The following is a 25,020-nucleotide window of genomic DNA, read 5'->3' on the forward strand; positions in this document are numbered from 1 at the left end:
GTGACGATAATGTGGCGATGCCCAGGGGGATTTCCACGACCCGACGTCGTGCGGATGGCGACGCAACGTCTCCAAAAAACATAGCACCTACTATAGGTTAGGCGTCCTATCCAAAAGGGGAGGGCCGAGTAAGCCCTCCCGCTGAGTTTTGCTTTTCCGGGCTGGATGGCTCACCCCTTCACGGCACCGTCCGACAGGCCCGAGACGAGGTAGCGTTGCGCGATCAGGAACACTACGGTGATCGGCAGGCCCGACAGGATCGCGGCGGCGGCGAAATCGCCCCAGAGATATTTGAACTCATTGAGGTAGAGCCGCGAGCCCACCGCAAGGGTCATTTGGCTCTCCGAACGGATCAGCACCGAAGCGATCGGATAGTCGTTGATTACGCCAATGAAGGTCAGCACGAAGACCACAGCCATGATCGGCACCGCCAGTGGCAGGAAGATGTAGCGGAAGGTCTGCCACGGCGAGGCGCCGTCGATCTCGGCGGCCTTGTCGAGCGCGGTATCGACGCTGTCGAAATAGCCCTTGATGGTCCAGATGTGCAGGGTGATCTGGCTGAGATAGACGAGGATCAGTGCTGCGTGACTGTTGATGCCCAAGGCAGGCGTCACCTCACCCAGCGCGTCGAAGATCGCGAAGATCGCGACGAGGGCGAGGGTGGTCGGGAACATCTGGATCAGGAACAGCCCATCGAGCATCCCCTGTTTGCCGCGGATTCTAATTCGGCTGAAGGCGTATGCGGAGATGGTCGAAAGCGCCAGCACGCCGACCGAGGCGATGAGTCCGATCTTGATCGAATTCCACATCCACAAGAGCACCGGGTAGGGGGGCGAGACCACCGTGCCATCGGCGCGCGTGTAGTCGAGGCCAAAGGCGAGGTACCAATGCTCCAGCGTCGGGTTCTCGGGCCAGAGCGATCCGGTGGCGAAGTTGCCTTCCCGAAAGCTGATCGAGACGATCATGAAGAACGGGAACAGGATCAGCATCAAGAACAGCAGCATGAAGCCATGAGCCGCGATCTTCTTGATCCTCAGGTCGCGCGGGCGTTCGACGATCATTGGCCGGACCTCTTGTTGGCGGCGCGGCGCATGGCCACGAAGTTGGCATAGGAGATGGCGGCAACGACGAGGAAGATCAGCAGCGTGATCGCGCCCGCGAGACCGAACTGCTGGCCCGAATCTTGGAAGGCGAGGCGGTAGGTGAAGGAGGCGAGGATATCGGTCTCGCCTGCCGGGATCACCGTGCCGGGGATGTCGGGGCCGCCGCGCGTGAGCAGCAGGATCAGTACGAGGTTGTTGAAGTTGAAGGCAAAGGCCGCGATCAGCAGCGGCAGGAACGGCGGCAGGATCTGCGGCAGGGTGATGGTGAAGAACACCCGCAACGACGACGCGCCCTCAAGGGCGGCGGCCTTCTTGTGGTCCTGCGGCACGGACTGCAGGAAGCCCATCGCCAGCAGCATCATGTAGGGATAGCCGAGCCAGATGTTGACGAAGAGGATCATCACGCGGGCGAGGTTGCCATCGGTGAACCACGAGGGGCGCAGACCGAAGAGCGCGTTCAGGATCAGGTTGATCTCGCCGAAGTTCTGGTTGAACAACCCTCGGAACACGAGGATCGAGATGAAGCCCGGCACCGCGTAGGGCAGGATTAGCAGGATCCGGTAGAGCGTCTTAAAGCGCAGATGCTCCCACTGGAGGATCACCGCGAGCAGCAGCCCGATCGTGAACACGCCCAGCACCGACAGGCCCGCAAAGGCAAAGGTCCACAGGAAGATCGACAGCATCGGGCCGCGCACGCCCTTGGATTCGAAGATCCGCTCGAAGTTGTCGAAGCCGATGCCCACGCGCCAGCCCGGCGGCACCGCCTCACCCTCGGGCGTTTCGAAAAATCCGGTGTCCTGGTTCGCGGTGAGCGTGAGGCCGTCGGCGCTGCGGGTCAACGTATCGTCGCCGGTGCGCACGAAATCGGGGGTGACGCTGGCAAAGGTCCTGAGGCCCGCATTGCGCAGCGCTACATCCTCGGGAGTGGTGAGCGTCAGGCTTTGAAGCCCGCCGCGTAGAGCGATGGCGTCGCGCGGTGTCAGGAGTTCTTCGGGCGCTTCGCCAGGTGTCAGCGCCACCGCTTCTTCCTCGGCGGTGAGGGTGACGGGGTCCGACAGCAGTCCGCTCTCGGGTAGCCAGATCCGGTAGGCTTCGCCGTCGCGGGTGACGGCGAAAGGCTGTTCAGTCGCGGGATCCACCGTGCCGCGCGAGGTCAGCACCTCGATCGTGCGCTCGTAGGAAAGCAGGTTGAAGGAGGAGTAGTTCGTGAAGCCGAGCCAGATCGTGTAGGCGACGGGAAAGGCGATGAACACCAGAACCGCTGCAACGCCCGGAAAGATGAAGCGCGCGCCATAGAAGCGGTTGGCCCCGAAGATGATCACAAAGCCCGTGGCCACGGCCAAAAGGATTGCGCCGAACAGCGGCTGGGCGATCTGGTAGAGAAAGAAGGCACCGTAGAGCATCGCCATGCCGATCACGGCGACGATGGCGAGGCGCAGCAATGGTCGGGCATCCGTATGGGTCTCGGTCGGGCCGAGGCCCATGTCGGCTGTGGTCATGTCAGTGGTCTCCCTCGGAGCCGCGCCGCGTCTGGCTCACCCCGAGGTCCCCCGGCGGCGGCAGGGGCGGGGGCCGCATGAAGGCCTTGGCCGGGACGGTGTCACCGCCCCGGCACGCTTAGCTGAACGCTGGGCTTATTCGCCCTTGATGCGAGCAGCGGCGTCGTCGAGCGCGGCCTGCGGCTCCTGCGCGCCGTTGGTGATGTTGGTCAGCGCCGGCTGCATCGCGGCCCAGAAGGCGCCCATCTCGGGGTTCGACGGCATCGGGATGCCGTCCTTGGCGACGTCGAGCATCGCGCTCACCCGTTCGTCATCCTGCGCCTCGGCGGCCGAGGTATCGGCCAACGCACCCAGCGCGCCGCTCTCGTTCCAGGCGGCGAGGCCCTCGTCGGTGAGCAGGTAGCTCTCGATGAACTCTTGCGCGAGGTCGAGATTGGGCGAGGCGGCGTTGAGCGCCAGCGCCTGTACGCCAAGGAAGGGCGGCGCCAGTTCGCCATCGACCTTGGGCAGCGGCGCCACGCCGAAATCGATGCCGGAGCTGTCGAGATTGCCCCAGGCCCAGGGCCCGTTGATGACCATGGCGACCTCGCCATTGTTCATCGCCCCCTCCATCACGCCGTAATCGACGCCCTTGGGCATCACGCCGTCGTTGATGAGCGAGGCCAGAACCTCGGCCCCCTCGACTGCGCCTTCGGTGTTCACGCCCGAGGTCGCGCCGACATAGGAGCCATCGACCTTCTGAAAGGCAAAGCCGCCGTTGGCCGCGAGCAGCGGGAAGGTGAAGTAGGTGTTGTTGTAGTCCCAAAGGATCGGCGCCACGCCCTCGGGCAGCTCCATCGCCGCGACCTCGGAGAAATCGGCGGGCGGGGTGTCCACGAACTTCTTGTTGTAGATCAGGTGCACCGCCTCGACCGCGACAGGGTAGCCCCATGTGGCGCCGTCGAAGGTCACGGCCTCCATGGCGGCGGGCAGGATGCCATCGGCAAAACCCGCGCCGGGGGTCACGGGGGAGATGATGCCGCCCGTGGCCCATTCGCCGAGGCGGTCATGCGCATGCATCACGATGTCCGGGCCGTCGCCGGTGGCCGCGGCCTGCTGGAACTTCTCGGGCAGCGGCTCGACCACGGCCACCTCGACCGGCACGCCGAACTCCTCTTCGAAGGTCTTGCCGATCTCGCGCAGCGCGTCGGGGGCGCGGTTGTCACCGGTCCAGATCAGCAGCTTGCCATCCTCGAAGGCCAGCGCCGGTGCGGCCGACAGCATCAACAGCGCCACGGCGCCGAGGGTCTTGGTCTTGGTCATGTCATCCTCCCAGATACGTCTCGCCGCCGGCTCCTCCGAACGGCGCGATTCGCGGCACGATAGCAAAGCCGCCCCCCTTCTCAAAACGTTTTAAAAAGCCTGTTGGGGCATATCGGTTTTCGTTGCAATGCCATGCGTTCCGCGCCTACATTCCTGCTGCAAGCGCTTTGAACGACCAGGGGAGGGGTCGCGACATGGCGACTCTCAAGGACATCTCGGTCGAACTCGGCCTCTCGGTCGCCACGGTCAGCCGGGCGCTCAATGGCTTTCCCGAGGTCGGGGCCAAGACCCGCGCCCGCGTGCAGGCGGCGGCTGCGCGGCTGGGCTACCGGCCCAACCGCTCGGCGCAACGTCTGGCCACAGGGCGTTCGGGCGTCGTCGGCATGATCGTCAAGCTGCGCGCCGACATGTCGGCCGACCAGACCTTCTTCGACGTGGTGACCTCGCTGACCGCCGAACTGTCGGCGCGCGACCTCGACCTCGTGCTTTCGGTCGATCAGGGCGACGATCCGGTGGCCCCCTACAAGCGGATGTTGGAGCGCGACCTGCTCGACGGCTTCGTGCTCAACGCGCCGGTGCCGGGCGATCCACGGCCCGGCTTTCTTGCCGAGCGGGGCGTGCCCTTCGTGATGCACGGGCAGGCGCATGACGCGCCCGACTATGCCTTTTACGGCATCGACAACGCGGCGGTGAGCGCCGACGCGATCGCGCTTCTGACCACGCTCGGCCACAGGCGCATCGCGCTGATCAACGGCGAGGCGCGCTTTGCCTTCGCCGCCGAGCGCGCGGCGGGATTCCACGCCGCCATGGCGGCGCAGGCGGGGCCGGTGCCACAAGGTTTCGTGGCGGACGGTCCGCCCACCGAGAACACCGGCTACACGCTGGCGCTGTCGTGGCTTTCGGGGCGGGCAGGGCCGCGCCCCACGGCGATCCTCTGCGCCACCACGCCGGTCGCGGCAGGCGTGCTGCGCGCGGCCCGCGACCTCGGTCTCTCGGTGCCGGGCGATTTGTCGGTAGCGGCGCATGACGACGCGCTGCCCAATATCCGTCCTGCCCATTTCACCCCGGCCCTGACCGTCACCCATGCGCCGATGCGAGACGCCTGCGCGCCGCTCGCGCAGATGCTCATCGACCATCTCAACGGTGCGCCGCCCGCGCGCCTGCAAACCGTCATTCGGGCCGGGCTGATCGTTCGCGCCTCGTCCGGGCCCGTCCCGAAGGGAGAGGAAACACCATGGCAGACAACATGACCAGCGCGCTGCGCGCCCAAGGGCTCAAGAAGAGCTATGGCGGCGTCGAGGTGCTGCATTCGATCGATATCGACATGAAACCGGGCGAGTTTCTGGTCCTCGTCGGCCCCTCGGGCTGCGGCAAGTCCACGCTGCTGAACTGCATCGCCGGGCTCGAAGAGATATCGGGTGGGGTGCTGGAGATCGGAGGGCGCGACGTGACCCACGAGCCGCCCAAGGACCGTGACATCGCCATGGTGTTCCAGTCCTACGCGCTCTACCCGACGATGAACGTGGGCGAGAACATCGGCTTCGGCATGAAGGTCCGCCGCGTCCCCAAGGCGCAGGCGCAGCGCAAGATCGAAGAGGTGGCGAAGCTTTTGCAGATCGATCACCTGCTCGACCGCAAGCCTTCACAGCTTTCAGGTGGCCAGCGCCAGCGCGTCGCCATGGGCCGGGCGCTGGTGCGCGATCCCAAGCTGTTTCTCTTCGACGAGCCGCTGTCGAACCTCGACGCCAAGCTGCGCGTCGAGATGCGCGCCGAGATCAAGCGCATCCATAAGACCACGCACGCCAGCATCGTCTACGTCACCCACGACCAGATCGAGGCGATGACGCTGGCCACGCGGATCGTCGTGCTCAAGGGAGGCGTGGTGCAGCAGATCGGCACGCCGCAGCAGATCTACGACACCCCGGCCAACACCTTCGTGGCCGATTTCATGGGCTCGCCGCCGATGAACCTCGTGCCCGCCCGCGTCACCGAGACCGGGCTCGACATCGACGGCACGCCGCTTGCCATGGGGGCGGGCTGGCGTGCGTCCGACCTGCCCGCGCGGGTGACGCTCGGCATCCGGCCCGAGCATCTGAGCCGGGCCAGCGGCACGCCCGACCTCGTCGTGGCACCCAAGATGATCGAGAACACCGGCGCCGAGGCCTATGTGAACTTCGTGCTGGGCGGCAAGACCATCACCGCCCGCCTGCCTGGCCGCATCGCGGAGGACGCGACCGACCACGTTGATCTCGCGGTGGCGCGGGAGGGGCTGTGCCTGTTCGATATCGAGACCGGCGCGCGGATCGAACGCGCGCCCGCCCTTAGTGAAGCCGCCGCCCTCTGATCCCGGCACGACGCAGGCCGAGGCCCAGCGCCTCGGCCAGATGGGCTGCCTCACCCGCCGCCTCGGCGCGCAGAAACGCCATGGCGAGCATCATCGCTTCTTCGCGTGCGGCTTCGGCCCCATGGCCGATCAGCCGCGCGAACCACGCCTCGTCGGCCCCTAGGCAGGCGCAGTCCGCGGCGTGACGCATCAGCGGCCTGCGCCCCATGGCCCCGCACAGCCGCGCCAGAGCGTCGAGCGCATGGGCGGCGGCATGGGCGGGGGCCGGGTCGAGATCGGGCGTCAGCCGCGCCGCTACGGCCTCCGTGCCGCTATCGCACCACAGACGCAGCAGGCGCACGGCGCGGGCCTCTATGGGGCCGAGGTCGTCGATGCGCCCCACGGGCGCGCCACCGATCGGCGCGCGGCGGCGGGAATCATCCGAAGGGAAATCTTGGGGAAAGTCGCGGGGCATGGCGGGCCTCGATGGTCCTGAACGCATCCGGCTTGCGACGGGCAGGGCCGTCGTGGCTGCCCCAATTCCTGACAATAAATGTCGGATATGTCAATCACCCTTTCAGCAGCCGCAGTCCTTGGGTCACATCGGTGCGCACCGCCAGCCGCAGCCCCGGCTCGTCGCCCGCGCGCAGCGCCGCGAGGATCAGCTTGTGGTGATAGGGCGGATCGGTGCGTCTCAGCCGCCCGTAAAGCGCGCGCATGGTTGGACCGAGCTGCAGCCACACCGTCTCGGTCATGGCAAGGATCGCGGGCGACTGGGCCCGCAGATAGAGCGTACGATGAAATTCGAGGTTCATGCGGATGTAGCCCGAGGCGTCCTGCCGCGCGACCATCTGGCTGACACCCGCGTTGATCGCCTCAAGCCGGTCGATCAGTGCGAAATGCGCGCGCGGCAGGGCCCGCGAGGCCAGCTCCGGCTCCAGCATGGCGCGCAAGGAGGCCAGCTCCTCGATCCGCTCGTTGGTCAGCGCGGGCGTGGCGACGCGTCCCGAGGAGGACAGCGACAGCGCGCCCTCGGCCACCAGCCGCCGCACCGATTCGCGCGCGGGCGTCATCGACACGCCGAAAAGCTTGCCGATGCCGCGCAGGGTCAGCGACTCTCCCGGCTCCATTTCGCCATGCATGATCCGGGTGCGCAGGGCTCGGTAGACCCGGTCATGTGCGGCCCCCGTGGGATCCGGCGTGCGCGGACTGGCCGTGGTCGGGATCATGCGGTAACCTCTGCGGGGGCGGCGAAATCGATCCGCTGCAGCGCATCGCCATGGGCGCGAAGCCAGTCGCGCGCGCTGCGGTGATCGGGATAGAGCCGCGCGCAAACCGCCCAGAAGGCGGCGGAATGGTTCATCTCGGCCAGATGCGCGACCTCGTGGGCGGCGACATAGTCGCCGATTTCGGGCGGCGCCATCATAAGCCGCCATGACAGCATGATGTCGCCCTTGGAACTGCACGAGCCCCAGCGCGAGCGCGTGTCGCGAAACGTCAGCCGCCCCACGGGCCGGCCCAGCGTGGCGGCATGGCGATCCACGGCGGACGAAAGGCTGTCTCGGGCGCGGGCCTTGAGAAAGGCCATCGCACGGGCCGGGGCGCGCGCGGCGTCGTCGGGGACGAACAGGGTGTCACCCTCGAGCTTCGGGCCGCGCACCGGGGCGGGGCGCAACGCGATCTCGCGGCCCAGATAGGGCAGGGAGCCGCCGAGCCGCACCTCGCGCGGCGGGGCCACCCGGTCGAGATGGCCGCGCACCCAAGCCTCGCGTTCACGCAAGAACGCCAGCGCCTCGCGCTCGGGCGTGCGCTTGGGCAATGTGAGCGTCACCCGCCCGTCGCGGTGCGACACGCGCAGCGTGATCCGCCGTGCCCGGTCCGAGCGTCGCAGCGCCACCGTCAGGGGCGGGTTGCCCGGAAGCACATGTTCACCCATATCCCGTCCACTCCCCAGAGGCCAAAGGCTTTGACACCCTGCCCGGCTTATGGCAGGGGAGCGCGATCCGCCGCAAGGCCGAGGCGCGTTCGCGCCCGGGCCAGCGCGCCTGCCGATCACCGCCGCACGGAACTGGAAGGACAGCCCATGCCGAAGGAAGAATGGGGAACCAAGCGCATCTGCCCGACCACGGGCAAGCGCTTTTACGACCTCAACGCAAACCCGATCGTCAGCCCCTACACGGGCCAGGTCGTCACGCTCGACACCGGCAAGCACCGCACCATGGTGGCGGATGCCGAGGACGCGCAGACCAAGAAGATGAAAAAATCCTCCGAGGATGACGAGGAGCTGCTGCTCGACGACAGCGACGACGAAGAGGACGACGATGTCGATCTCGGCGACGACGTTCTCGACGACGACGATGACGACAGCGACGAGGTCTCGCTCGACGAACTGGCCGATGTTCCGGCCAACGACGACGACTGAGAAATTCGGCCCGGGCGCGTGTTTTCCGCTTGCACCCGCCCGGCCCCACCCTTAGAGAGCGGCACACGGACAGCGACGCTGACCGACACGGCGGAAACGCCGAACATGATGGGGCCTTAGCTCAGCTGGGAGAGCGCTTGCATGGCATGCAAGAGGTCAGGGGTTCGATCCCCCTAGGCTCCACCATCACCTCTCTACCGACATTCCGGATCGTTTCATTCGCACGGGCATGGCACTTTCCATGGCCGTCGTCATCGCATCCGATGCCCGCTCTGTGAGGGGGGAATCGCGTGGGTCATGGCGAACCGCTCGCCCCAGGGCGGCAGTACAATTCCGCGCCCTGCTTCCCTTTCGGCTAAGTGCCACTTGTTCGGCAGAGTTCGGCCAAGCGAAACGCCGCGCCATGGCGCAATACCGCCTTTCGCGCCGCATCGCGGCATCGGAGCTTCGTTCCTGACAGAACCCTTCGTAGGGCAGTCATCACGACATTGAACCGACCAAGGATGAGAGCCTTCATGTCCATCGCGAACGACCTCGAGCGCCAGATGCTCGACCTGATCAACGAAGAGCGGAAAGCGGCAGGGCTTGATCCGGTCCAGCTCGAACTCAATCTCAACGAGTCGAGCGAGGATCACAGCAGCTGGATGCTGCAATCCGATCGTTTCTCCCACACCGGGCAGGGGGGAGCGAGCGCGACCGACCGGATGCGGGATGCCGACTTCGACTTTTCCGGCCGCTGGGCCTCGGGTGAGAACATCGCCTGGCAATCCGAACGAGGCGCGTCCGGTCTCAGAGACGATGTAGCCAACTTGCACGATTCGCTGATGAACAGCCCCGGCCACCGGGCCAACATCCTGAACCCGAACTTCGAATATGTCGGCATCGGCATCGAGAGAGGTGACTTCAAGGGCTGGGACGCGGTCATGGTCACCCAGAATTTTGCCGCCACTGGCGGTCAGGTCGACCTCGACACCGGCAACGAGACCACCACGCCCTCTACGCCCCCGTCTCCCCCCACCAGCCTCCCCGACCTCCCGACGGCTAACACAGCACCCAGTCTTGAGGTGGACGACATCACGCTCGCCAAAGTCAGGGGCGGCTACACCACCCGGCTCGACAAGCATCTGACCGTCAAGGATGCCGAGGGCGATGCCATCGTATGGTATGAGCTGCGTGACACCGAGGGGCGCGACAACTTTCTGTTCAAAGGCAAAGGCCGCATCGATGCCGACAGCCCGGCTCGGATAGACGCCGATGATCTCGACATGATCCGGGTGCGACACAATGGCAGAAGTGGTGAAACCGAACTCGAGGTGCGGGCCTTCGACGGGCAGGAGGTGAGCGACTGGGCCAGCTTCACCGTAACCACCCTGTCTGTCGAGGACTGGTTCGCCTGAGCCGGGAACACCCCTTTTGGAATTGCAAACGGCCGCCCTCGGGGCGGCCGTTTCTCGTTTCGCGGTGGTCGCGATCAGGCGTGGATCGCACCGTCGCCCAAGGCCAGAGCCGCTTCGCGCACGGCCTCGGAATAGGTCGGATGCGCATGGCAGGTGCGGGCCAGATCCTCGGCGGCCGCGCCGAACTCCATCGCCACGCAGACCTCGTGAATGAGGTCGCCCGCCATCGGGCCGATGATATGCGCGCCGAGGATCCGGTCGGTCTCCTTGTCGGCGAGGATCTTCACGAAGCCCTCGGCTGAGTGGTTGGCCTTGGCGCGGGCGTTGCCCAAGAAGGGGAACTTGCCGACCTTGTAGGCGTGGCCCGCTTCCTTGAGCTGCTCCTCGGTCTTGCCGACGGTCGCCACCTCGGGGTGGGTGTAGACCACGCCCGGGATCACCTCGTAGTTCACGTGGCCCTTCTGGCCCGCGAGGATCTCGGCGATAGCCACGCCCTCGTCCTCGGCCTTGTGCGCCAGCATCAGGCCGGGCACCGCATCACCGATGGCATAGACGCCGTCGACGCTGGTCTTGAAGTGGTCGTCGATCTTGATCTGGCCGCGATCGGTCATCTCGACACCCAAATCTTCGAGGCCGAGGCCCTTCACATAGGGTTTGCGGCCCGTCGCCACGAGCACGCAATCGGCGGTGAGGCTCTCTTCGCTATCGTCCTTGCGGCTCTTCCAGGTCACAGTGGCCTGATCGCCCTCGACCGAGACGCCCTGCACGGCCGAACCCAGCACGAACTTCAGACCCTGCTTGGTGAGGATCTTCTGGAAATTGCGCGCGACCTCGGCGTCCATGCCGGGGGTGATCGCGTCGAGATACTCGACCACGGTCACCTCCGTACCGAGGCGGCGATAGACCGAGCCCAGCTCGAGCCCGATGACGCCGGCACCGATCACCACCATCTTCTCGGGGATGCGGCCCAGCTCCAGCGCGCCGGTGGAATCGACGACGATCTCGTTGTCGACCTCGACGTTGGGGATCGAGGAGGGGACGGAGCCGGACGCGATGACGATGTGCTTGGCCTCGTGGGTCTCGTCGCCGACCTTGACCTTGCCCGCCTCGGGGATCGAGCCCCAGCCCTTGAGCCAGTCGATCTTGTTCTTCTTGAACAGGAATTCGATGCCGCCGGTGTTCTGACCGACGCTGTCGCGCTTGTAGGCGAGCATCTGCTCCCAATCCACCGTCGGCGTCTCGGCCTTCAGGCCCATCTTGGCGAAGTTGTGCTCGGCCTCGTGCAGCGCGTGGGTGGCGTGCAGCAGCGCTTTGGAGGGGATGCAGCCCACGTTGAGGCAGGTGCCGCCCAGCGTCTCGCGCCCTTCGACCACCGCGGTCTTGAGGCCGAGCTGGGCCGCCTTGATGGCGCAGACATAGCCGCCGGGGCCGGCGCCGATGACGATGAGATCGTAGGATGCCATGGAAAACTCCTGTGGGGTGTCAGACGAGGGCGAGGCCGATCATCGCGATGGTGGCGCAGAACCCCACCAGCCAGATCAGCGATCGCCAGGGCCGAAGCCCGAAATAATAGGCGGGCACGTAAAGGATGCGCGCCGCGAGATAGGTCCAGGCGAAAAAGCCCGAGAGCGCCGTGGTCTTGTCGCCGAGGATCAGCACCACGACCGCGAGAGTGAACAGGATCAGCCCCTCGAAATGGTTGTTCAGCGCGCGGTAGAGCCGCCCCGTGCGCGGGCTGGCAAGCTCCTCGAGCCGACCGCCAAGCCGCTGTGGATCGCGCGGCGACAGCGTCTTGGCAAAGCCCAGCTCAATGTTGGCGCGCACCGAGAGCCAGCCGAACTGTGCGGCCTGCAGCAGCCCCGCATAGGCCAGCGCTTGAAGCTCGGGGGCCATCAGCAAAGGCCCTCAAAGCTCAGAACGCCGCGATGTAGAGATACAGCGTGGCGAGAAAGCCCAAGGCCCAGACACCGGTGCGCGCCCAAGGCGTGCCCGCAGGGTAGAGCACCGCATAGGCCAGCCGCGCGATCAGGAAGACCTGAGCGGCCAGCAGCGTGCCACCGCCGGTCTTCTCGAGCAGCACAAGGATCAGCACGGCGGGCGCGAAGAGTGCCATCGCCACGACCGAGTTGGCCAGACAGCGCTCCAGCCGCCCGGCCACGCCGGTCAGCCGGGGCATGTCGTCGCGCGGCCGTGCCAGTGTCTTCAGTCCGACCTGCCCGAGCGCGCTCAGCACCTGCACCACGGTGATGACCATCACCAACAGCCCATAAAGCGCCAGAATTCCCAGTTCGCTGGACATGGTGAACCTCCCTGAACCGATACCCACGCACGGAGCATAGCACGGGGGGGCACGCCGCGTGGTTCAGAAGGGGCAGGAGCATCAGGCGGTCTCGAGAAAGGTGCAGGTCATGGCGCCGCCAAAACCCTGTTCCTTGGAAATCCAAGCCTCGGCCCGCTTGCGGTCATTGACCTTGAACAGCACCAGCACGGTGGAGCCATGATCGGCATCGCGCCAGATCTGCAGCTGGCTCAGCCCCGCCTGCATCCGCTCTTCGAAGTCGTCGTCAAAGGCGGTCTTCCACGAGGCGTAATCGGGGGTATCGATCTGACAGAGCATCTGCATGGCACAGGGCCTTTCGGATTATGAACGGGGGCCGGGCTCAACGCCCGGCCCCGCGCAGGGTTCAGAGATCCATCAACAGGCGACGCGGATCCTCGAGCGCTTCCTTGACGCGCACGAGGAAGGTCACGGCGCCCTTGCCGTCGACGATGCGGTGGTCGTAGCTCAGCGCCAGATACATCATCGGGCGGATCTCGACCTTGCCGTTGATCGCCATCGGCCGGTCCTGGATCTTGTGCATGCCCAAGATACCCGACTGCGGCGGGTTCAGGATCGGCGAGGACATCAGCGAGCCATAGACGCCGCCGTTGGAGATGGTGAAGGAGCCGCCCTGCATGTCGGCCATCGACAGTTTGCCGTCACGCGCCTTGAGGCCCATCTCGGAGATCGACTTCTCGATCTCGGCAAAGCCCATCTGGTCGGCGTTGCGGATCACCGGCACGACGAGGCCGGTGGGGGTGCCCACCGCGATGCCCATGTGCACGTAGTTCTTGTAGACCACGTGGTCGCCGTCGATCTCGGCGTTGACGTCAGGCACTTCGCGCAGCGCGTGCACGCAGGCCTTGGTGAAGAAGGACATGAAGCCGAGCTTCACGCTGTGCTTCTTTTCGAACAGGCCCTTGTACTCGTTGCGCAGCTCCATGACCGCAGTCATGTCCACCTCGTTGTAGGTGGTCAGCATCGCGGCGGTGTTCTGCGCCTCTTTCAGGCGGCGGGCGATGGTCTGGCGCAGGCGGGTCATCTTGACCCGCTCCTCGCGGTCGGCATCCGACGAGGAGACCGGGCCGCGCGCCGCGGGCTTGGAGGTCTCGGCGGCTTTGGGCGCGTTGAGCGCTTTCAGCACGTCTTCCTTCATGACCCGGCCATCCTTGCCCGATCCCTGCACGTCGCCGGACTTCAGGTCGTTCTCGGCCATCAGCTTCTTGGCCGAGGGGGCGTCTTCGGTGTCGCCCTTGGCCTCGCCCTTCTCGGCGGGCTCGCCTTTCGGATCGCCGGAGACGTCGGTGGCCTTCTGCTGCTCCTTGGGGCCGTCCTCGGCCGGGGCCTCGGGGGCGGATTTGGCGGGGGCGTCGCCCTCGCTCACCTGCGCCAGAAGCGCGTCGACACCGACGGTGTCGCCTTCGGCCGCCACGATCTCGGACAGGGTGCCTGCGACGGGCGAGGGGACCTCGACCGTGACCTTGTCGGTCTCGAGCTCGCACAGCATCTCGTCCACCGCGACGGCGTCGCCCGGCTTCTTGAACCAGGTGGCGACGGTCGCCTCGGTGACGCTTTCGCCAAGGGTGGGGACGCGGACTTCGGTGCTCATTCTCGGTTTCCTTCGATGCTCAGCGCTTCGTTCACCAGCGCTTGCTGTTGGGCCTTGTGCTGGCTGGCGAGGCCGGTCGCGGGCGAGGCGCTCGCGTGGCGGCCGACGTATTGGGGGCGCTTGTGCGCGGCGTCGATCCGGCTCAGCACCCATTCGATGTTGGGCTCGATGAAGCTCCAGGCACCCTGGTTCTTGGGCTCTTCCTGGCACCAGACCATCTCGGCCCCTTTGAACCGCTCCAGCTCCTTCACCAGCGACAGCGCCGGGAAGGGATAGAACTGCTCGATCCGCATCAGGTAGACATCATCCAACCCGCGCGCGTCGCGCTCCTCGAGCAGGTCGTAATAGACCTTGCCCGAACACATGACGACGCGCTTGATCTCCGAATCCGGCTTCAGCTGCGTCTCCGAATGCCCCTTCTCGGCGTCATCCCACAGAACGCGGTGGAAGGACGAGCCGGTGGTGAAGTCCTCGGCATCCGAGATCGCCATCTTGTGGCGCAGCAGCGACTTGGGCGTCATCAGCACCAGCGGCTTGCGGAACGAGCGGTGCAGTTGGCGGCGCAGGATGTGGAAGTAGTTCGCCGGGGTCGAGCAATTGGCGACGATCCAGTTGTCCTGACCGCACATCTGCAGGAATCGCTCGAGGCGCGCCGAGGAGTGCTCGGGGCCCTGACCCTCGTAGCCATGCGGCAAGAGCATCACGAGACCCGACATGCGCAGCCATTTGCTTTCGCCGGACGAGATGAACTGGTCGAACATGATCTGTGCGCCGTTGGCAAAGTCACCGAACTGCGCTTCCCACATCACCAGCGCGTTGGGCTCGGCCAGGGTATAGCCATACTCGAAGCCCAGCACCGCATACTCCGAGAGCATCGAGTCGATGGCCTCATAGCGCGCCTGCCCCTCACGGATGTTGTTGAGCGGGTAGTAGCGGTCCTCGTTCTCCTGGTTGATGAAGGCCGAGTGGCGCTGGGAGAAGGTGCCACGGGTGCTGTCCTGTCCAGACAGCCGCACCGGATAGCCTTCGGTCAGCAGCGAGCCGAATGCCAGCGCCTCGGCCGTAGCCCAATCGAAGCCCTGACCGGTTTCGAACATCTGGCCCTTGGCCTCGAGCAGGCGGCTGATGGTGCGATGCAGCGGAAAGCCTTCGGGCGCGCGGGTGAGCGAGCGGCCGATCTCGGTCATGGTCTTTTCGTCGATCGCGGTCTGACCGCGCTGGTAGCTCTCGTGGTCGCGCCGGTCGAGGTGGCTCCAGCGTCCGTCGAGCCAGTCGGCCTTGTTCGGGCGGTAAGTCTTGCCGGCCTCGAACTCCTCGCTCAGCATCGCCTGAAACTGCGCCTTCATGTCCTCGATCTCGCCCTCGGGGATCAGCCCGTCCTTGACGAGCCGTTCGGTGTAGAGCGTGAGCGTGGTCTTCTGGGTCTTGATCTTCTTGTACATGACCGGGTTGGTGAACATGGGCTCGTCGCCCTCGTTGTGACCGAACCGGCGGTAGCAGAAGATGTCGATGACGACGTCCTTGTGGAACTTCTGGCGGAACTCGATCGCCACCTTGGCGGCATGCACTACGGCCTCGGGGTCGTCACCGTTCACGTGGAAGATCGGTGCCTCGACCATCAGCGCGATGTCGGTGGGGTAGGGCGAGGAACGCGAGAAGTGCGGCGCGGTGGTGAAGCCGATCTGGTTGTTCACCACGATGTGCATGGTGCCGCCGGTGCGATGGCCCGTCAGGCCTGACAGGCCAAAGCCCTCGGCCACGACGCCCTGACCCGCGAAGGCCGCGTCGCCATGCAGCAGAATCGGCAGCACCTGGGTGCGGTCGGTGTCGCCGAGCTGGCTCTGCTTGGCACGCACCTTGCCCAGCACGACCGGGTTCACCGCTTCGAGGTGGGAGGGGTTCGCGGTCAGCGACAGGTGCACCTTGTTGCCGTCGAACTCGCGGTCCGACGAAGCGCCCAGGTGGTACTTCACGTCGCCCGATCCGTCGACTTCCTCAGGCTTGAAGCTGCCGCCCTGAAACTCGTGGAAGATCGCGCGGTAAGGCTTCTGCATCACGTTGGCGAGCACCGAGAGACGGCCGCGGTGCGGCATGCCGACCACGATGTCCTTCACGCCGAGGCTGCCGCCACGCTTGATGATCTGCTCCATCGCCGGGATCAAGGCTTCGCCACCGTCGAGGCCGAAGCGCTTGGTGCCCATGTACTTGACGTGCAGGAATTTCTCGAAGCCTTCGGCCTCGACCAGCTTGTTCAGGATCGCCTTGCGGCCTTCCTTGGTGAACTGGATCTCCTTGCCATAGCCCTCGATCCGCTCCTTGAGCCAGGCCGACTGCTCAGGGTCCGAGATGTGCATGTACTGTAGCGCGAAGGTGCCGCAGTAGGTGCGCTTCACCAGCGCGATGATCTGGTTCATCGTCGCGATCTCGAGGCCGAGCACGTTGTCGATGAAGATCGGCCGGTCCATGTCGGCCTTGGTGAAGCCGTAGTTCGCGGGGTCCAGCTCAGGGTGCGGGTTGTCCTCACGCAGGCCCAGCGGATCGAGATCGGCGGCAAGATGGCCGCGGATCCGGTAGGCGCGGATGATCATCAGCGCGCGGATGCTGTCGAGCACGGCGGCACGCAGCTGCTGCTCGGACAGGCCCACGCCCTTTTCGGCGGCCTTGGCGGCGATCTTGTCGCGCGCGCCCTTGGCCTCGGCCGGGGCGGCCCATTGGCCGTCGAGCGCCGCCGTCAGGTCGTCGTTGGGCTGCATCGGCCAGTCGCTGCGCCCCCAGGAGGGGCCCGCCGCCTCGGCGCGGGCGTCCGAGCCGGCGTCACCGAGGCTGCGAAAGAACTCCTGCCAGGTCTCGTCGACGCTCGACGGATTCTCGGCATAGCGCGCGTGAAGCTGCTCGATGTAATCGGCGTTCGCGCCCTGCAGGAAGGAAGAGGCGTGGAACACGTCGTTGGGGCTTTGCTCGGTCATGGCAGGATCCTCGATCCTCGGGGCAAAAAAACGGAGGCGCCGGGCCCAGATAGGGCGCGCGGCGCGGATGTCAGGGGGAGGGGGCGCGAACGTCCCCTCCCGAAGGGTCTCAGCCGATCGCCTTGAGCACGGCTTCGCCGAGCGAGGCAGGGCTGTCGGCGACCACGATCCCGGCGCGCTTCATCGCCTCGATCTTGCTCTCCGCGTCGCCCTGACCGCCCGAGACGATCGCGCCCGCGTGGCCCATGCGACGGCCCGGAGGGGCGGTGCGCCCGGCGATGAAGCCGGCGGTGGGCTTCCAGCGCCCGGCCTTCTTCTCGTCGGCAAGGAACTGCGCCGCTTCTTCTTCGGCGGTGCCGCCGATCTCGCCGATCATGATGATCGACTGGGTCTCGGGGTCGGCGAGGAACATCTCGAGGATATCGATGTGCTCCGAGCCCTTGACCGGGTCGCCGCCGATGCCGACGGCGGTGGACTGGCCGAGGCCCGAATCCGAAGTCTGCTTGACCGCCTCGTAGGTCAGCGTGCCCGAACGCGACACGACGCCGACCGAGCCACGCTTGTGGATGTGGCCGGGCATGATGCCGATCTTGCAGGCGTCGGGGGTGATGACACCGGGGCAGTTCGGCCCGATCAGACGGGTCTTGGAATTGATGAGGGCGCGCTTGACCTTCATCATGTCGAGCACCGGGATGCCTTCGGTGATGCAGATCACCAGCTCCATCTCGGCGTCGATCGCCTCCATGATGGAGTCCGCGGCGAAGGGCGGCGGCACGTAGATGACGCTCGCGTTGGCTCCGGTGCGGGCCTTGGCTTCGTGCACGCTATCGAACACGGGCAGGTCGAGATGCGTCTGACCGCCTTTGCCGGGGGTCACGCCGCCGACCATCTTGGTGCCGTAAGCGATGGCCTGCTCGGTGTGGAAGGTGCCTTGGCTGCCGGTGAGACCCTGGCAGATGACCTTGGTGTTTTCGTCGACGAGAATCGCCATTGCTGTTATCCCTTCACCGCTTTGACGATCTTCTCGGCGGCGTCGGACAGGTTGTCCGCCGCGATCACGTCGAGACCGGAATTGTTGATGATCTCCTTGCCCTGATCGACGTTCGTCCCTTCGAGACGCACGACCAGCGGCACCTTCAGGCCGACCTCTTTCACGGCCGCAATCACGCCTTCGGCGATGACGTCGCAGCGCATGATGCCGCCGAAGATGTTGACCAGGATGCCTTTGACGTTCTGGTCGGAGGTGATGATCTTGAAGGCCTCGGTGACCTTCTCCTTGGTCGCGCCGCCGCCCACGTCGAGGAAGTTGGCGGGCTCGGCGCCCTTCAGCTTGATGATGTCCATCGTCGCCATGGCGAGGCCAGCGCCGTTCACCATGCAGCCGATCTCACCGTCGAGCGCGATGTAGTTCAGGTCGTACTTCGAGGCGGCCAGCTCCTTGCTGTCCTCCTCGGTCTCGTCGCGCAGGGCGGCGATGTCGTCATGGCGGTAGATCGCGTTGCCGTCGAAGCCCATCTTTGCGTCGAGGCACTTCAGGTCACCCTTGTCGGTGACGATCAGCGGGTTGATCTCCAGCATCTCCATGTCCTTCTCCGTGAAGAGACGGTAGAGATTGTCCATCAGCTTGACGCATTGCTTGACCTGCTGGACCTTGAGGCCGAGCGAGAAGGCGATGCGGCGGCCGTGGAACGGCTGGTAGCCGGTGGCCGGATCGACCGAGAAGGACAGGATCTTCTCGGGCGTGGAGGCGGCGACCTCCTCGATGTCCATGCCGCCTTCGGTCGAGCAGACGAAGGAGATGCGCGAGGTGGCGCGGTCGACCAGCAGCGCGAGGTAAAGCTCGGTCTCGATCTCCGAGCCGTCCTCGATGTAGATGCGGTTGACCTGCTTGCCCGCCGGGCCGGTCTGGTGCGTGACCAGCGTGCGGCCGAGCATCTTCTTGGCCTCTTCGGCCGCCTCTTCGACGGAACGGGCCAGGCGCACGCCGCCCTTTTCGCCGGCGTCGGCTTCCTTGAAGCTGCCCTTGCCGCGGCCGCCTGCGTGGATCTGCGCCTTGACCACCCAAAGCGGGCCGTCGAGTTCGCCAGCCGCGGTCTTTGCCTCTTCCGCGCGCATCACCGGACGCCCGTCGGAAACGGGGGCGCCATAGCTGCGCAGAAGGGCCTTGGCCTGGTATTCGTGGATGTTCATGGACCGGTCCTCGGTTGCCGTGATTTGGCCCCTTCAAACACATGCCAAGGCGCGAAAGAACAGGTTTCGGAGGAAGGTCGGCGGAAATCCGACATATGTGATCACACGATTTCAAAGTGTGATCACAGGCATGTCGGCCCTGCTGCGAAATGCCGCGCTGCGGCGATTCGAGCGGCAACGAAAAAGGGCGCCCCGAGAGGCGCCCTTCAAGCCGAATTCCCGTCTGGGATCAGGAGAGGCTGGAGTCGATGCCCTTGCAGGCGTCGACGAGGCCACGGACCGCCTCGACCGACTTGTCGAACATTGCCTGCTCGTCGCGGTTCATCTTGATATCGATGACCTTCTCGACGCCGCCGGCGCCGATGACGGTGGGCACGCCCACATACATGCCGTTCAGGCCGAGCGCGCCGTCGACATAGGCGGCACAGGGCAGGACGCGCTTTTGGTCCTTGAGATAGGCCTCGGCCATCTCGATGGCAGAGGTGGCGGGGGCGTAGAAGGCCGAGCCGGTCTTCAGCAGGCCGACGATCTCGGCGCCACCGTCACGGGTGCGCTGGATGATCGCGTCGAGCTTTTCCTGCGTGGTCCAGCCCATCTGCACCAGATCGGGCAGGGGGATGCCGCCGACGGTGGAGTAACGAGCCAGCGGCACCATGGTGTCGCCGTGGCCGCCGAGCACGAAGGCGGTGACGTCCTTCATCGAAACCTCGAACTCGAGGCTGAGGAAGTGGCGGAAGCGGGCGCTGTCGAGCACGCCGGCCATGCCGCAGACCTTCTCATGTGGCAGGCCCGAGAATTCGCGCAGGGCCCAGACCATCGCGTCGAGCGGGTTGGTAATGCAGATGACGAAGGCGTTGGGCGCGTGCTTGGCGATGCCCTCGCCGACCGACTTCATGACCTTGAGGTTGATGCCCAGAAGGTCGTCGCGGCTCATGCCGGGCTTGCGCGGCACGCCGGCGGTGACGATGCACACGTCGGCGCCGGCGATGTCGGCGTAGTCGTTGGTGCCCTTGAGGGCGGCGTCGAAGCCCTCGGCCGGACCGGATTCGGCGATATCCAGCGCCTTGCCCTGGGGGGTGCCTTCGGCAATGTCGAACAGCACGACATCGCCGAGTTCCTTGATCGCGGCGAGATGGGCGAGCGTGCCGCCGATCTGACCGGCGCCGATGAGGGCGATCTTGGGTCTGGCCATGAATGGCTCCTGTCGAGAATGGTTTTGCGAGGCTTTGCCTAAGCCGTGCCAGACCCTCTTGCAAGCCTGAGGCGGGCTTCAGAGCCCTGACGCCCGATGTTTGCGCAAACGCAAACGGCCGCCCCGAAGGGCGGCCGCGTGGTCGATGAGAGGTCCGTTACTGCGCGGCGGGCGCGGTCTCGGTCTCCATTTCGACGTTGGCGTCGGTTTCCATCGCCTCGGCCGGAGCTTCGTACTTCGGCAGCGCCTTCAGCTCGTCTTCGGTCGCGCTGATGTAGACGCGGATGTCCGAGCCTTCTTCGTTGCTCAGGATCTGCAGGTCCTCGAAGTTCACGGCGACCTTCTTTTCGCCGATGCCGAGGAAACCGCCGACGCCGATCACGGCCTGAGTGATCTCGCCGCTGTCGGAGGCCACGAGGTCCTCGATCTCGCCGATGTTCTCGTCATTGGCGCCGTAAACGGTCGCACCGGTGATCTCATCGGTGCTCAGATCGGTAATGGCGGTCGTGGTGTAGCCTTCACGCTCGACCATGCCGGCGGTGGTCGCACCGGCGGCCGGAGCCGTTGCGGTGTCGGTCATCGCGGCATCGCCCTCGGCCATTTCCTCGTTGGCGTCCTGCATCTCCTCGGCGGCCTCTTCCTGGCCTTCGGCCATGGCTTCGGCGGCGTCCTCGGTGTCGCCTTCGGCCATCTCGTCGGCAGCCTCGGCTTCGCCCTCGGCCAGCTCTTCAGCGGCCTCTTCCTGCTCGTCCATGGCTTCGTCGCTCGGCTCGCCGTCGACGAGCTGCTGCGTGTCCTCGGCCAGATCGGAGGCCTCGTCCGACACTTCGGCGGTCAGGCTGCCCGGTTCGGCACCGGCTTCGGCTTCGACTTCGGCCTCACCATCGGCCATCGTCGCGGTCGCGGCGGCGGTCGCCGCGGCACCGGTCTGCTCGACCATGCCCGGCTCGGCGGCTTCGCCGTCGCTCATTGCGACACCTTCGTCGGACGCGCGTTCGAAACCAGGAGCGGCTTCGAGAGCTTCCTGAGTCGAGTTGACCACTAGGAACCGCTCACCGTTTTCGTCGTCATAGGTGCGGATCTGATCCATGGTGATGGCGACGTCTTTTTCGCCAATTCCAAGGAAGCCGCCGACGCCGACAATCACGGCCTGAACCGAGCCGTCCTCGGAGATCACGAGGTCGTTGATCTCGCCGATGTCGTCCCATTCCTGGTCGGCAAAGTTGATCATGTCACCGTTGGTGCCGAGTTCCTGCTCGGAGGCATAGATGCGCATCCCCATCAGGTTGGAGGCGTAAAAGTCGTCAGCGGTAACTTCGAATGCGCCCATGCCCATGGTGTGGGATTCGGCGTAAGCGGTCGTGCCCATGACGAGCGCGGTCGCAGCGGATGTAAGAAGAAGTTTCATCGTTCCAGAACCTTTCGTCCTTCACCGGGCCCCGCTTCCCTTTTCGGGGATCACTGGCCCGTGTCTGACGGAAGAACACGCGGTCCACGCATGGGTTGCATGGCTGGAAAGATATTTTTCGACATTGAACGGAGGTGGCTGATTTCGGCGCAGCCATTGGCTCGAATCCGGCCGGATTTGGCCGAAATCCCCGGTTCAGGCCTCCGGGTCGACCGATGGCAGGGCTTCGGCCAGCATTTCGAAAGCCTGTCCCGCTGCCAAGAGGCAGCTTTGCCCATCGGCGCGGGTCACCAGAAGGGTCCAGCTGCCGGTGGTGTCGGAGGCGAACACTTCGATCACTTGGTTCGCGCCGTCGAGTGCGATGGCCTGACGGCTTTCGCCGTAGCGCTCGGCCAGTTGTGTGACGATCATGTCATGCGCGCCGCAGCGCGGGGCCGAGGCGGCGGGCAGGGCCAGGGCACAGAGCGGCAGCGCAAGCAACATCATCCGGGTCGGGGTCATCGCGGTCTCCTTGAAAAGGGATCGGCTTGGGGCCTTGGATGCAGATTGCCGAAACGGGGCGAAGATGCCGTTAACGGGGCCACCGTTGCGCCCGCGCGTTTCGCGCGGCACTGTCGGGCGCGCCCCCTGCCAAAGGTCCGTTCATGCCGTTCCGCTCTGTCTTGTATGTCCCCGCCTCGAACCTCCGCGCCATGGAAAAGGCCCGCAGCCTGCCGTGCGATGCGGTGATCTATGATCTCGAAGATGCGGTCGCCCCCGCCGCCAAGGAGGCCGCGCGCAAAAGCCTCGGGGCCGCGCTGGCTAAGGCCGGATCACAGGGCAGGACCCGGCTGGTACGGGTCAACGGCCTTGGCTCGCCTTGGGGCGACGCGGACCTCTCGGCATCGGAGGCATGGGACTGCGATGGCGTGGTGGTACCCAAGGTCGATGGCCCGGCCGATCTCGACGCGGTGGCGGTGCGCACCGCACGTCCGCTCTGGGCGATGATCGAGACCGCGCGCGGCGTGCTGGCGGCCAACGAGATCTGCGCGCATCCCCGCCTTGCGGGGATCATCATGGGCACCAACGATCTGGCCCGCGAGATCGGTCTGCGCGCCCGTGCCGACCGGATGCCGCTCTGGACCGCGCTGCAGGGCACGCTTCTCGCGGCGCGGGCGCGTGGGGTGCTGGCGATCGACGGGGTGTGCAATGCTCTGGACGACACGGCCCGTCTCGTGGCGGAGTGCGAACAGGGGCGCGACATGGGTTTTGACGGCAAGAGCCTGATCCATCCCGCGCAGATCGGGGCCGCCAACAGGGTCTTTGCCCCGAGTGCCGAGGAAATCGACCTCGCCCGCCGCCAGATCGCGGCCCATGAAGCGGTGCTGGCGCAAGGGCAGGGGGTCGCGGTGGTCGATGGCGAGATCGTCGAGGCGTTGCATATACAGAGCGCGCAGGCGACGCTCGATCTGGCCCGGATCATCGAGGCTGGGATCACGGGGAAGAAGGTGACGTCATGATACTCTTGGTGCTGGGCCTCGGCCTATGGAGTGCTGCGCATCTCATGCCCCAGCTCGCCCCCGGCCTGCACGCCCGGTTGGGAAAGCGGTCGCGCCCGGTGATCACCGTCGCGGTGCTGCTCGGCCTGCTCCTGATGATCCTCGGCTATCTCGGCTGGGACTCGGAGTATCACCGGACACCCGCTGCGTGGACGCGGCATCTCAATAACCTGATGATGCTGATTGCGGTCTATCTTTTTGCGGCATCGGGCGCGAGGACGCGTCTTGCCGTGGCGCTGCGCCATCCGCAGCTTCTGGCGGTGTCGCTGTGGTCCGGGGCGCATCTGCTGGCCAACGGGTCATGGTCGGCCCTGGTGTTGTTCGGTGGCATCGGGGGCTGGGCGGTGCTGGAGATGGCGCTGCTCGATGCGCGCAAGCCTTCCCCGATCCCGACGGCCCCCGCGACCATGGCACGGGAGTTGCGTGCCGCGATCATTGCGGTGGTGGTTTTCATCCTGATCGGGCTGGTGCATGGCTGGATCGGACCCAACCCTTTCGGAGCCATGTCATGAAGATCTACCGTTTTCTCACCGGAGATGACACCTCGGCCTTTTGTCACAAGGTCACCGAGGCGCTGTCCAAGGGCTGGGAGCTTTATGGAGAGCCCAGCTATGCCTACGACTCCGCCAACGGCGTGATGCGCTGCGGGCAGGCCGTCACCAAGGAGGCAGATGTCACCTATTCGGCGGACCTCAAGCTCGGTCAGCTCTGAACGAGAGGCGGATCGTCGCAGGATCTGGGCAAGCACATCCGCACGCCTAGTTCCCGAACATGCCGGGCCAACAGACCGCTCAGTCACCGCCAATTCGTGTGATCACAGTTTCGAACACTGTGATCACGGCCAGCGGATTCTTGCCCTCTGCGGTGAATTTTCCACGCTTTGGGCTGTCGTCACGGGTGACAGCCCGCCCAAAATCGCTAGGGATAACCCAGCCGGGGCCGCCCATGCGCAGGCCCGCACGCCAGATAAGGACGACGCCATGGCCGACGTGAACCGGGGCAACCGCCCGCTTTCGCCCCATATGACGATCTACAGATGGCCGATCACCGCGATCACCTCGATCCTGACCCGGATCACCGGCAACGCCATGATCGTGTCGGCGGCGCTGATCGTCTGGTGGTTCGCCGCAGCCGCGGCGGGACCGGCGAGCTTTGCCACGGCTGACGGCTTTCTGCGCAGCTGGTTCGGCGATCTGGTGATGTTCTTTTCGGTCCTGGGCCTGTGGTATCACACGCTGGCGGGTATCCGGCATCTGATCTGGGACGAGGTGATGCTGCTGGAGATCGACAAGGCCGAACTGCTCAGCCAGATCATCCTGATCGTCTCGGTCCTGCTGACCATCTTCACCGTCGTCGTACTCTGAGGGGCATCCGCATGGCTTACCTGACCGACCGCAAGCGTGCCCATGGCCTCGGGGCCTCGCACTCCGGCACCCGCCAGCACTGGCGCATGAGCATCTCCTCGGTGGCGCTCGCGATCCTGATCCCGCTGTTCGTCTTCACCTTCGGCGCCATTCTGGGCGGCACCTACGAAGAGGTGGTGATCTATTACCAGCGGCCGATCCCGGCGGCGATCGCCGTGCTGACCTTCGTCGTCGGCTTCTGGCACTTCCGCGCCGGTGCCCAGATCATGATCGAGGACTATGCCCAGGGCTTCACCCGCCGGGCGCTGATCGTCGGCGTGACCTGTCTTTCCTATGCTTTGGCCGCGATCGGCGTTCTCGCCCTGATCCGCCTCGCCCTCTGATCGG

General features: G+C 65.6%; 26 protein-coding genes and 1 tRNA gene. 10 read left to right on the forward strand and 17 right to left on the reverse strand.

Translation table 11 applies throughout. The features are described from left to right. Window positions 1-170 precede the first annotated feature (170 nt). From malG to malE, 3 genes are all read right to left on the reverse strand, one after another. Window positions 171-1,061 carry a maltose ABC transporter permease MalG gene (malG, locus tag AADJ02_RS01380; protein WP_341211200.1) on the reverse strand — a complete coding sequence of 297 codons (891 nt, stop codon included), beginning with the start codon at window positions 1,059-1,061 and terminating at the stop codon, window positions 171-173. Beyond that, the gene (malF, locus tag AADJ02_RS01385) at window positions 1,058-2,602 is read right to left on the reverse strand and encodes a maltose ABC transporter permease MalF (RefSeq protein ID WP_341211201.1); all 1,545 of its coding nucleotides are present in this window, start codon (window positions 2,600-2,602) and stop codon (window positions 1,058-1,060) included. The genes malG and malF overlap by 4 nt, the downstream gene beginning before the upstream one ends. 135 nt (window positions 2,603-2,737) lie before the next feature. Then, on the reverse strand, window positions 2,738-3,904 hold the full coding sequence (gene malE, locus AADJ02_RS01390; RefSeq protein WP_341211202.1) for a maltose/maltodextrin ABC transporter substrate-binding protein MalE: 1,167 nt from the start codon (window positions 3,902-3,904) through the stop codon (window positions 2,738-2,740). Between the two features lie 194 nt (window positions 3,905-4,098). Here malE and AADJ02_RS01395 point away from each other — a divergent pair, with 194 nt between their 5' ends. Continuing rightward, on the forward strand, window positions 4,099-5,154 hold the full coding sequence (locus AADJ02_RS01395) for a substrate-binding domain-containing protein (RefSeq protein ID WP_341211203.1): 1,056 nt from the start codon (window positions 4,099-4,101) through the stop codon (window positions 5,152-5,154). Then, window positions 5,139-6,248: a sn-glycerol-3-phosphate ABC transporter ATP-binding protein UgpC gene (ugpC, locus tag AADJ02_RS01400; RefSeq protein WP_341211204.1), complete on the forward strand. Its 1,110-nt coding sequence runs from the start codon at window positions 5,139-5,141 to the stop codon at window positions 6,246-6,248. The genes AADJ02_RS01395 and ugpC overlap by 16 nt, the downstream gene beginning before the upstream one ends. Here ugpC and AADJ02_RS01405 read toward each other — a convergent pair. The 3 genes from AADJ02_RS01405 to AADJ02_RS01415 form a co-directional block, all read right to left on the reverse strand. Continuing rightward, window positions 6,226-6,702 carry a hypothetical protein gene (locus tag AADJ02_RS01405; protein WP_341211205.1) on the reverse strand — a complete coding sequence of 159 codons (477 nt, stop codon included), beginning with the start codon at window positions 6,700-6,702 and terminating at the stop codon, window positions 6,226-6,228. The genes ugpC and AADJ02_RS01405 overlap by 23 nt on opposite strands. A 94-nt stretch (window positions 6,703-6,796) precedes the next feature. Then, window positions 6,797-7,456: a GntR family transcriptional regulator gene (locus AADJ02_RS01410; protein ID WP_341211206.1), complete on the reverse strand. Its 660-nt coding sequence runs from the start codon at window positions 7,454-7,456 to the stop codon at window positions 6,797-6,799. Further along, on the reverse strand, window positions 7,453-8,163 hold the full coding sequence (locus tag AADJ02_RS01415; protein ID WP_341211207.1) for a SprT family zinc-dependent metalloprotease: 711 nt from the start codon (window positions 8,161-8,163) through the stop codon (window positions 7,453-7,455). The genes AADJ02_RS01410 and AADJ02_RS01415 overlap by 4 nt, the downstream gene beginning before the upstream one ends. Before the next feature lie 147 nt (window positions 8,164-8,310). On the opposite strand from AADJ02_RS01415, the gene AADJ02_RS01420 reads away from it, so the two are divergent. From AADJ02_RS01420 to AADJ02_RS01430, 3 genes are all read left to right on the forward strand, one after another. Then, the gene (locus tag AADJ02_RS01420; RefSeq protein WP_021693126.1) at window positions 8,311-8,649 is read left to right on the forward strand and encodes a TIGR02300 family protein; all 339 of its coding nucleotides are present in this window, start codon (window positions 8,311-8,313) and stop codon (window positions 8,647-8,649) included. A 110-nt stretch (window positions 8,650-8,759) separates the two neighbouring features. Continuing rightward, window positions 8,760-8,835: transfer RNA gene (locus AADJ02_RS01425), tRNA-Ala, on the forward strand. A gap of 329 nt (window positions 8,836-9,164) precedes the next feature. Beyond that, complete coding sequence (locus AADJ02_RS01430; RefSeq protein WP_341211208.1) at window positions 9,165-10,046, forward strand: CAP domain-containing protein; 882 nt, start codon at window positions 9,165-9,167, stop codon at window positions 10,044-10,046. Between the two features lie 74 nt (window positions 10,047-10,120). Here AADJ02_RS01430 and lpdA read toward each other — a convergent pair whose 3' ends face one another. From lpdA to AADJ02_RS01485, 11 genes are all read right to left on the reverse strand, one after another. After that, window positions 10,121-11,509, reverse strand: a complete 1,389-nt coding sequence (gene lpdA, locus AADJ02_RS01435; protein WP_341211209.1) for a dihydrolipoyl dehydrogenase — start codon at window positions 11,507-11,509, stop codon at window positions 10,121-10,123. Window positions 11,510-11,528: 19 nt separating this feature from the next. Then, a complete protein-coding gene (locus AADJ02_RS01440; protein WP_341211210.1) occupies window positions 11,529-11,939 on the reverse strand; it encodes an MAPEG family protein in 411 nt (136 codons plus the stop codon). A 19-nt stretch (window positions 11,940-11,958) separates the two neighbouring features. Next, window positions 11,959-12,345 carry an MAPEG family protein gene (locus AADJ02_RS01445; RefSeq protein WP_341211211.1) on the reverse strand — a complete coding sequence of 129 codons (387 nt, stop codon included), beginning with the start codon at window positions 12,343-12,345 and terminating at the stop codon, window positions 11,959-11,961. A gap of 81 nt (window positions 12,346-12,426) precedes the next feature. Then, complete coding sequence (locus AADJ02_RS01450; protein ID WP_341211212.1) at window positions 12,427-12,669, reverse strand: hypothetical protein; 243 nt, start codon at window positions 12,667-12,669, stop codon at window positions 12,427-12,429. A 61-nt stretch (window positions 12,670-12,730) separates the two neighbouring features. Continuing rightward, a complete protein-coding gene (odhB, locus tag AADJ02_RS01455; RefSeq protein WP_341211213.1) occupies window positions 12,731-13,975 on the reverse strand; it encodes a 2-oxoglutarate dehydrogenase complex dihydrolipoyllysine-residue succinyltransferase in 1,245 nt (414 codons plus the stop codon). Continuing rightward, window positions 13,972-16,941 (reverse strand): 2-oxoglutarate dehydrogenase E1 component, encoded by a 2,970-nt coding sequence (locus tag AADJ02_RS01460; RefSeq protein WP_341211214.1) that lies wholly within the window; start codon window positions 16,939-16,941, stop codon window positions 13,972-13,974. Before AADJ02_RS01460 ends, odhB begins: the two co-directional genes overlap by 4 nt. Before the next feature lie 109 nt (window positions 16,942-17,050). After that, window positions 17,051-17,932: a succinate--CoA ligase subunit alpha gene (gene sucD / locus AADJ02_RS01465; protein ID WP_341211215.1), complete on the reverse strand. Its 882-nt coding sequence runs from the start codon at window positions 17,930-17,932 to the stop codon at window positions 17,051-17,053. A 5-nt stretch (window positions 17,933-17,937) separates the two neighbouring features. Continuing rightward, window positions 17,938-19,131 carry an ADP-forming succinate--CoA ligase subunit beta gene (sucC, locus tag AADJ02_RS01470; RefSeq protein ID WP_341211216.1) on the reverse strand — a complete coding sequence of 398 codons (1,194 nt, stop codon included), beginning with the start codon at window positions 19,129-19,131 and terminating at the stop codon, window positions 17,938-17,940. A gap of 229 nt (window positions 19,132-19,360) precedes the next feature. Then, window positions 19,361-20,323 (reverse strand): malate dehydrogenase, encoded by a 963-nt coding sequence (gene mdh, locus AADJ02_RS01475; protein ID WP_341211217.1) that lies wholly within the window; start codon window positions 20,321-20,323, stop codon window positions 19,361-19,363. Between the two features lie 157 nt (window positions 20,324-20,480). Further along, window positions 20,481-21,731, reverse strand: coding sequence for a PRC-barrel domain-containing protein (locus AADJ02_RS01480; protein WP_341211218.1), 1,251 nt, complete (start codon window positions 21,729-21,731; stop codon window positions 20,481-20,483). A gap of 195 nt (window positions 21,732-21,926) precedes the next feature. Then, entirely contained in the window at window positions 21,927-22,232 is a 306-nt protein-coding gene (locus tag AADJ02_RS01485; protein ID WP_341211219.1) for a hypothetical protein, read from the reverse strand. Between the two features lie 143 nt (window positions 22,233-22,375). Between AADJ02_RS01485 and AADJ02_RS01490 the strand changes: the two genes are divergently transcribed. The 5 genes from AADJ02_RS01490 to sdhD all read left to right on the forward strand — a co-directional run bounded on the left by AADJ02_RS01490 (window position 22,376) and on the right by sdhD (window position 25,016). Continuing rightward, window positions 22,376-23,230: a CoA ester lyase gene (locus tag AADJ02_RS01490; RefSeq protein WP_341211220.1), complete on the forward strand. Its 855-nt coding sequence runs from the start codon at window positions 22,376-22,378 to the stop codon at window positions 23,228-23,230. Then, entirely contained in the window at window positions 23,227-23,781 is a 555-nt protein-coding gene (locus tag AADJ02_RS01495; RefSeq protein ID WP_341211221.1) for an NnrU family protein, read from the forward strand. The genes AADJ02_RS01490 and AADJ02_RS01495 overlap by 4 nt, the downstream gene beginning before the upstream one ends. Further along, a complete protein-coding gene (locus AADJ02_RS01500; protein WP_341211222.1) occupies window positions 23,778-23,981 on the forward strand; it encodes a DUF1737 domain-containing protein in 204 nt (67 codons plus the stop codon). The genes AADJ02_RS01495 and AADJ02_RS01500 overlap by 4 nt, the downstream gene beginning before the upstream one ends. A 268-nt stretch (window positions 23,982-24,249) precedes the next feature. After that, window positions 24,250-24,633, forward strand: a complete 384-nt coding sequence (sdhC, locus tag AADJ02_RS01505; protein ID WP_341211223.1) for a succinate dehydrogenase, cytochrome b556 subunit — start codon at window positions 24,250-24,252, stop codon at window positions 24,631-24,633. An 11-nt stretch (window positions 24,634-24,644) separates the two neighbouring features. Beyond that, the gene (gene sdhD / locus AADJ02_RS01510; RefSeq protein WP_341211224.1) at window positions 24,645-25,016 is read left to right on the forward strand and encodes a succinate dehydrogenase, hydrophobic membrane anchor protein; all 372 of its coding nucleotides are present in this window, start codon (window positions 24,645-24,647) and stop codon (window positions 25,014-25,016) included. Window positions 25,017-25,020 lie beyond the last annotated feature (4 nt).

Source organism: uncultured Limimaricola sp., from assembly GCF_964022235.1.
Taxonomy (GTDB): domain Bacteria; phylum Pseudomonadota; class Alphaproteobacteria; order Rhodobacterales; family Rhodobacteraceae; genus Limimaricola.

Excerpts from the sequence above, each read along its gene's own strand:
- sucC (WP_341211216.1), bottom strand. The coding sequence starts at position 19,131 with ATGAACATCCACGAATACCAGGCCAAGGCCCTTCTGCGCAGCTATGGC.
- AADJ02_RS01500 (WP_341211222.1), top strand. The coding sequence starts at position 23,778 with ATGAAGATCTACCGTTTTCTCACCGGAGATGACACCTCGGCCTTTTGT.
- AADJ02_RS01445 (WP_341211211.1), bottom strand. The coding sequence starts at position 12,345 with ATGTCCAGCGAACTGGGAATTCTGGCGCTTTATGGGCTGTTGGTGATG.
- AADJ02_RS01490 (WP_341211220.1), top strand. The coding sequence starts at position 22,376 with ATGCCGTTCCGCTCTGTCTTGTATGTCCCCGCCTCGAACCTCCGCGCC.
- ugpC (WP_341211204.1), top strand. The coding sequence starts at position 5,139 with ATGGCAGACAACATGACCAGCGCGCTGCGCGCCCAAGGGCTCAAGAAG.
- malF (WP_341211201.1), bottom strand. The coding sequence starts at position 2,602 with ATGACCACAGCCGACATGGGCCTCGGCCCGACCGAGACCCATACGGAT.
- AADJ02_RS01485 (WP_341211219.1), bottom strand. The coding sequence starts at position 22,232 with ATGACCCCGACCCGGATGATGTTGCTTGCGCTGCCGCTCTGTGCCCTG.
- AADJ02_RS01495 (WP_341211221.1), top strand. The coding sequence starts at position 23,227 with ATGATACTCTTGGTGCTGGGCCTCGGCCTATGGAGTGCTGCGCATCTC.
- AADJ02_RS01430 (WP_341211208.1), top strand. The coding sequence starts at position 9,165 with ATGTCCATCGCGAACGACCTCGAGCGCCAGATGCTCGACCTGATCAAC.
- AADJ02_RS01405 (WP_341211205.1), bottom strand. The coding sequence starts at position 6,702 with ATGCCCCGCGACTTTCCCCAAGATTTCCCTTCGGATGATTCCCGCCGC.
- malG (WP_341211200.1), bottom strand. The coding sequence starts at position 1,061 with ATGATCGTCGAACGCCCGCGCGACCTGAGGATCAAGAAGATCGCGGCT.
- AADJ02_RS01395 (WP_341211203.1), top strand. The coding sequence starts at position 4,099 with ATGGCGACTCTCAAGGACATCTCGGTCGAACTCGGCCTCTCGGTCGCC.
- AADJ02_RS01415 (WP_341211207.1), bottom strand. The coding sequence starts at position 8,163 with ATGGGTGAACATGTGCTTCCGGGCAACCCGCCCCTGACGGTGGCGCTG.
- AADJ02_RS01450 (WP_341211212.1), bottom strand. The coding sequence starts at position 12,669 with ATGCAGATGCTCTGTCAGATCGATACCCCCGATTACGCCTCGTGGAAG.
- odhB (WP_341211213.1), bottom strand. The coding sequence starts at position 13,975 with ATGAGCACCGAAGTCCGCGTCCCCACCCTTGGCGAAAGCGTCACCGAG.
- sdhC (WP_341211223.1), top strand. The coding sequence starts at position 24,250 with ATGGCCGACGTGAACCGGGGCAACCGCCCGCTTTCGCCCCATATGACG.
- AADJ02_RS01410 (WP_341211206.1), bottom strand. The coding sequence starts at position 7,456 with ATGATCCCGACCACGGCCAGTCCGCGCACGCCGGATCCCACGGGGGCC.
- sdhD (WP_341211224.1), top strand. The coding sequence starts at position 24,645 with ATGGCTTACCTGACCGACCGCAAGCGTGCCCATGGCCTCGGGGCCTCG.
- malE (WP_341211202.1), bottom strand. The coding sequence starts at position 3,904 with ATGACCAAGACCAAGACCCTCGGCGCCGTGGCGCTGTTGATGCTGTCG.
- lpdA (WP_341211209.1), bottom strand. The coding sequence starts at position 11,509 with ATGGCATCCTACGATCTCATCGTCATCGGCGCCGGCCCCGGCGGCTAT.
- AADJ02_RS01440 (WP_341211210.1), bottom strand. The coding sequence starts at position 11,939 with ATGGCCCCCGAGCTTCAAGCGCTGGCCTATGCGGGGCTGCTGCAGGCC.
- mdh (WP_341211217.1), bottom strand. The coding sequence starts at position 20,323 with ATGGCCAGACCCAAGATCGCCCTCATCGGCGCCGGTCAGATCGGCGGC.
- AADJ02_RS01480 (WP_341211218.1), bottom strand. The coding sequence starts at position 21,731 with ATGAAACTTCTTCTTACATCCGCTGCGACCGCGCTCGTCATGGGCACG.
- AADJ02_RS01420 (WP_021693126.1), top strand. The coding sequence starts at position 8,311 with ATGCCGAAGGAAGAATGGGGAACCAAGCGCATCTGCCCGACCACGGGC.
- AADJ02_RS01460 (WP_341211214.1), bottom strand. The coding sequence starts at position 16,941 with ATGACCGAGCAAAGCCCCAACGACGTGTTCCACGCCTCTTCCTTCCTG.
- sucD (WP_341211215.1), bottom strand. The coding sequence starts at position 17,932 with ATGGCGATTCTCGTCGACGAAAACACCAAGGTCATCTGCCAGGGTCTC.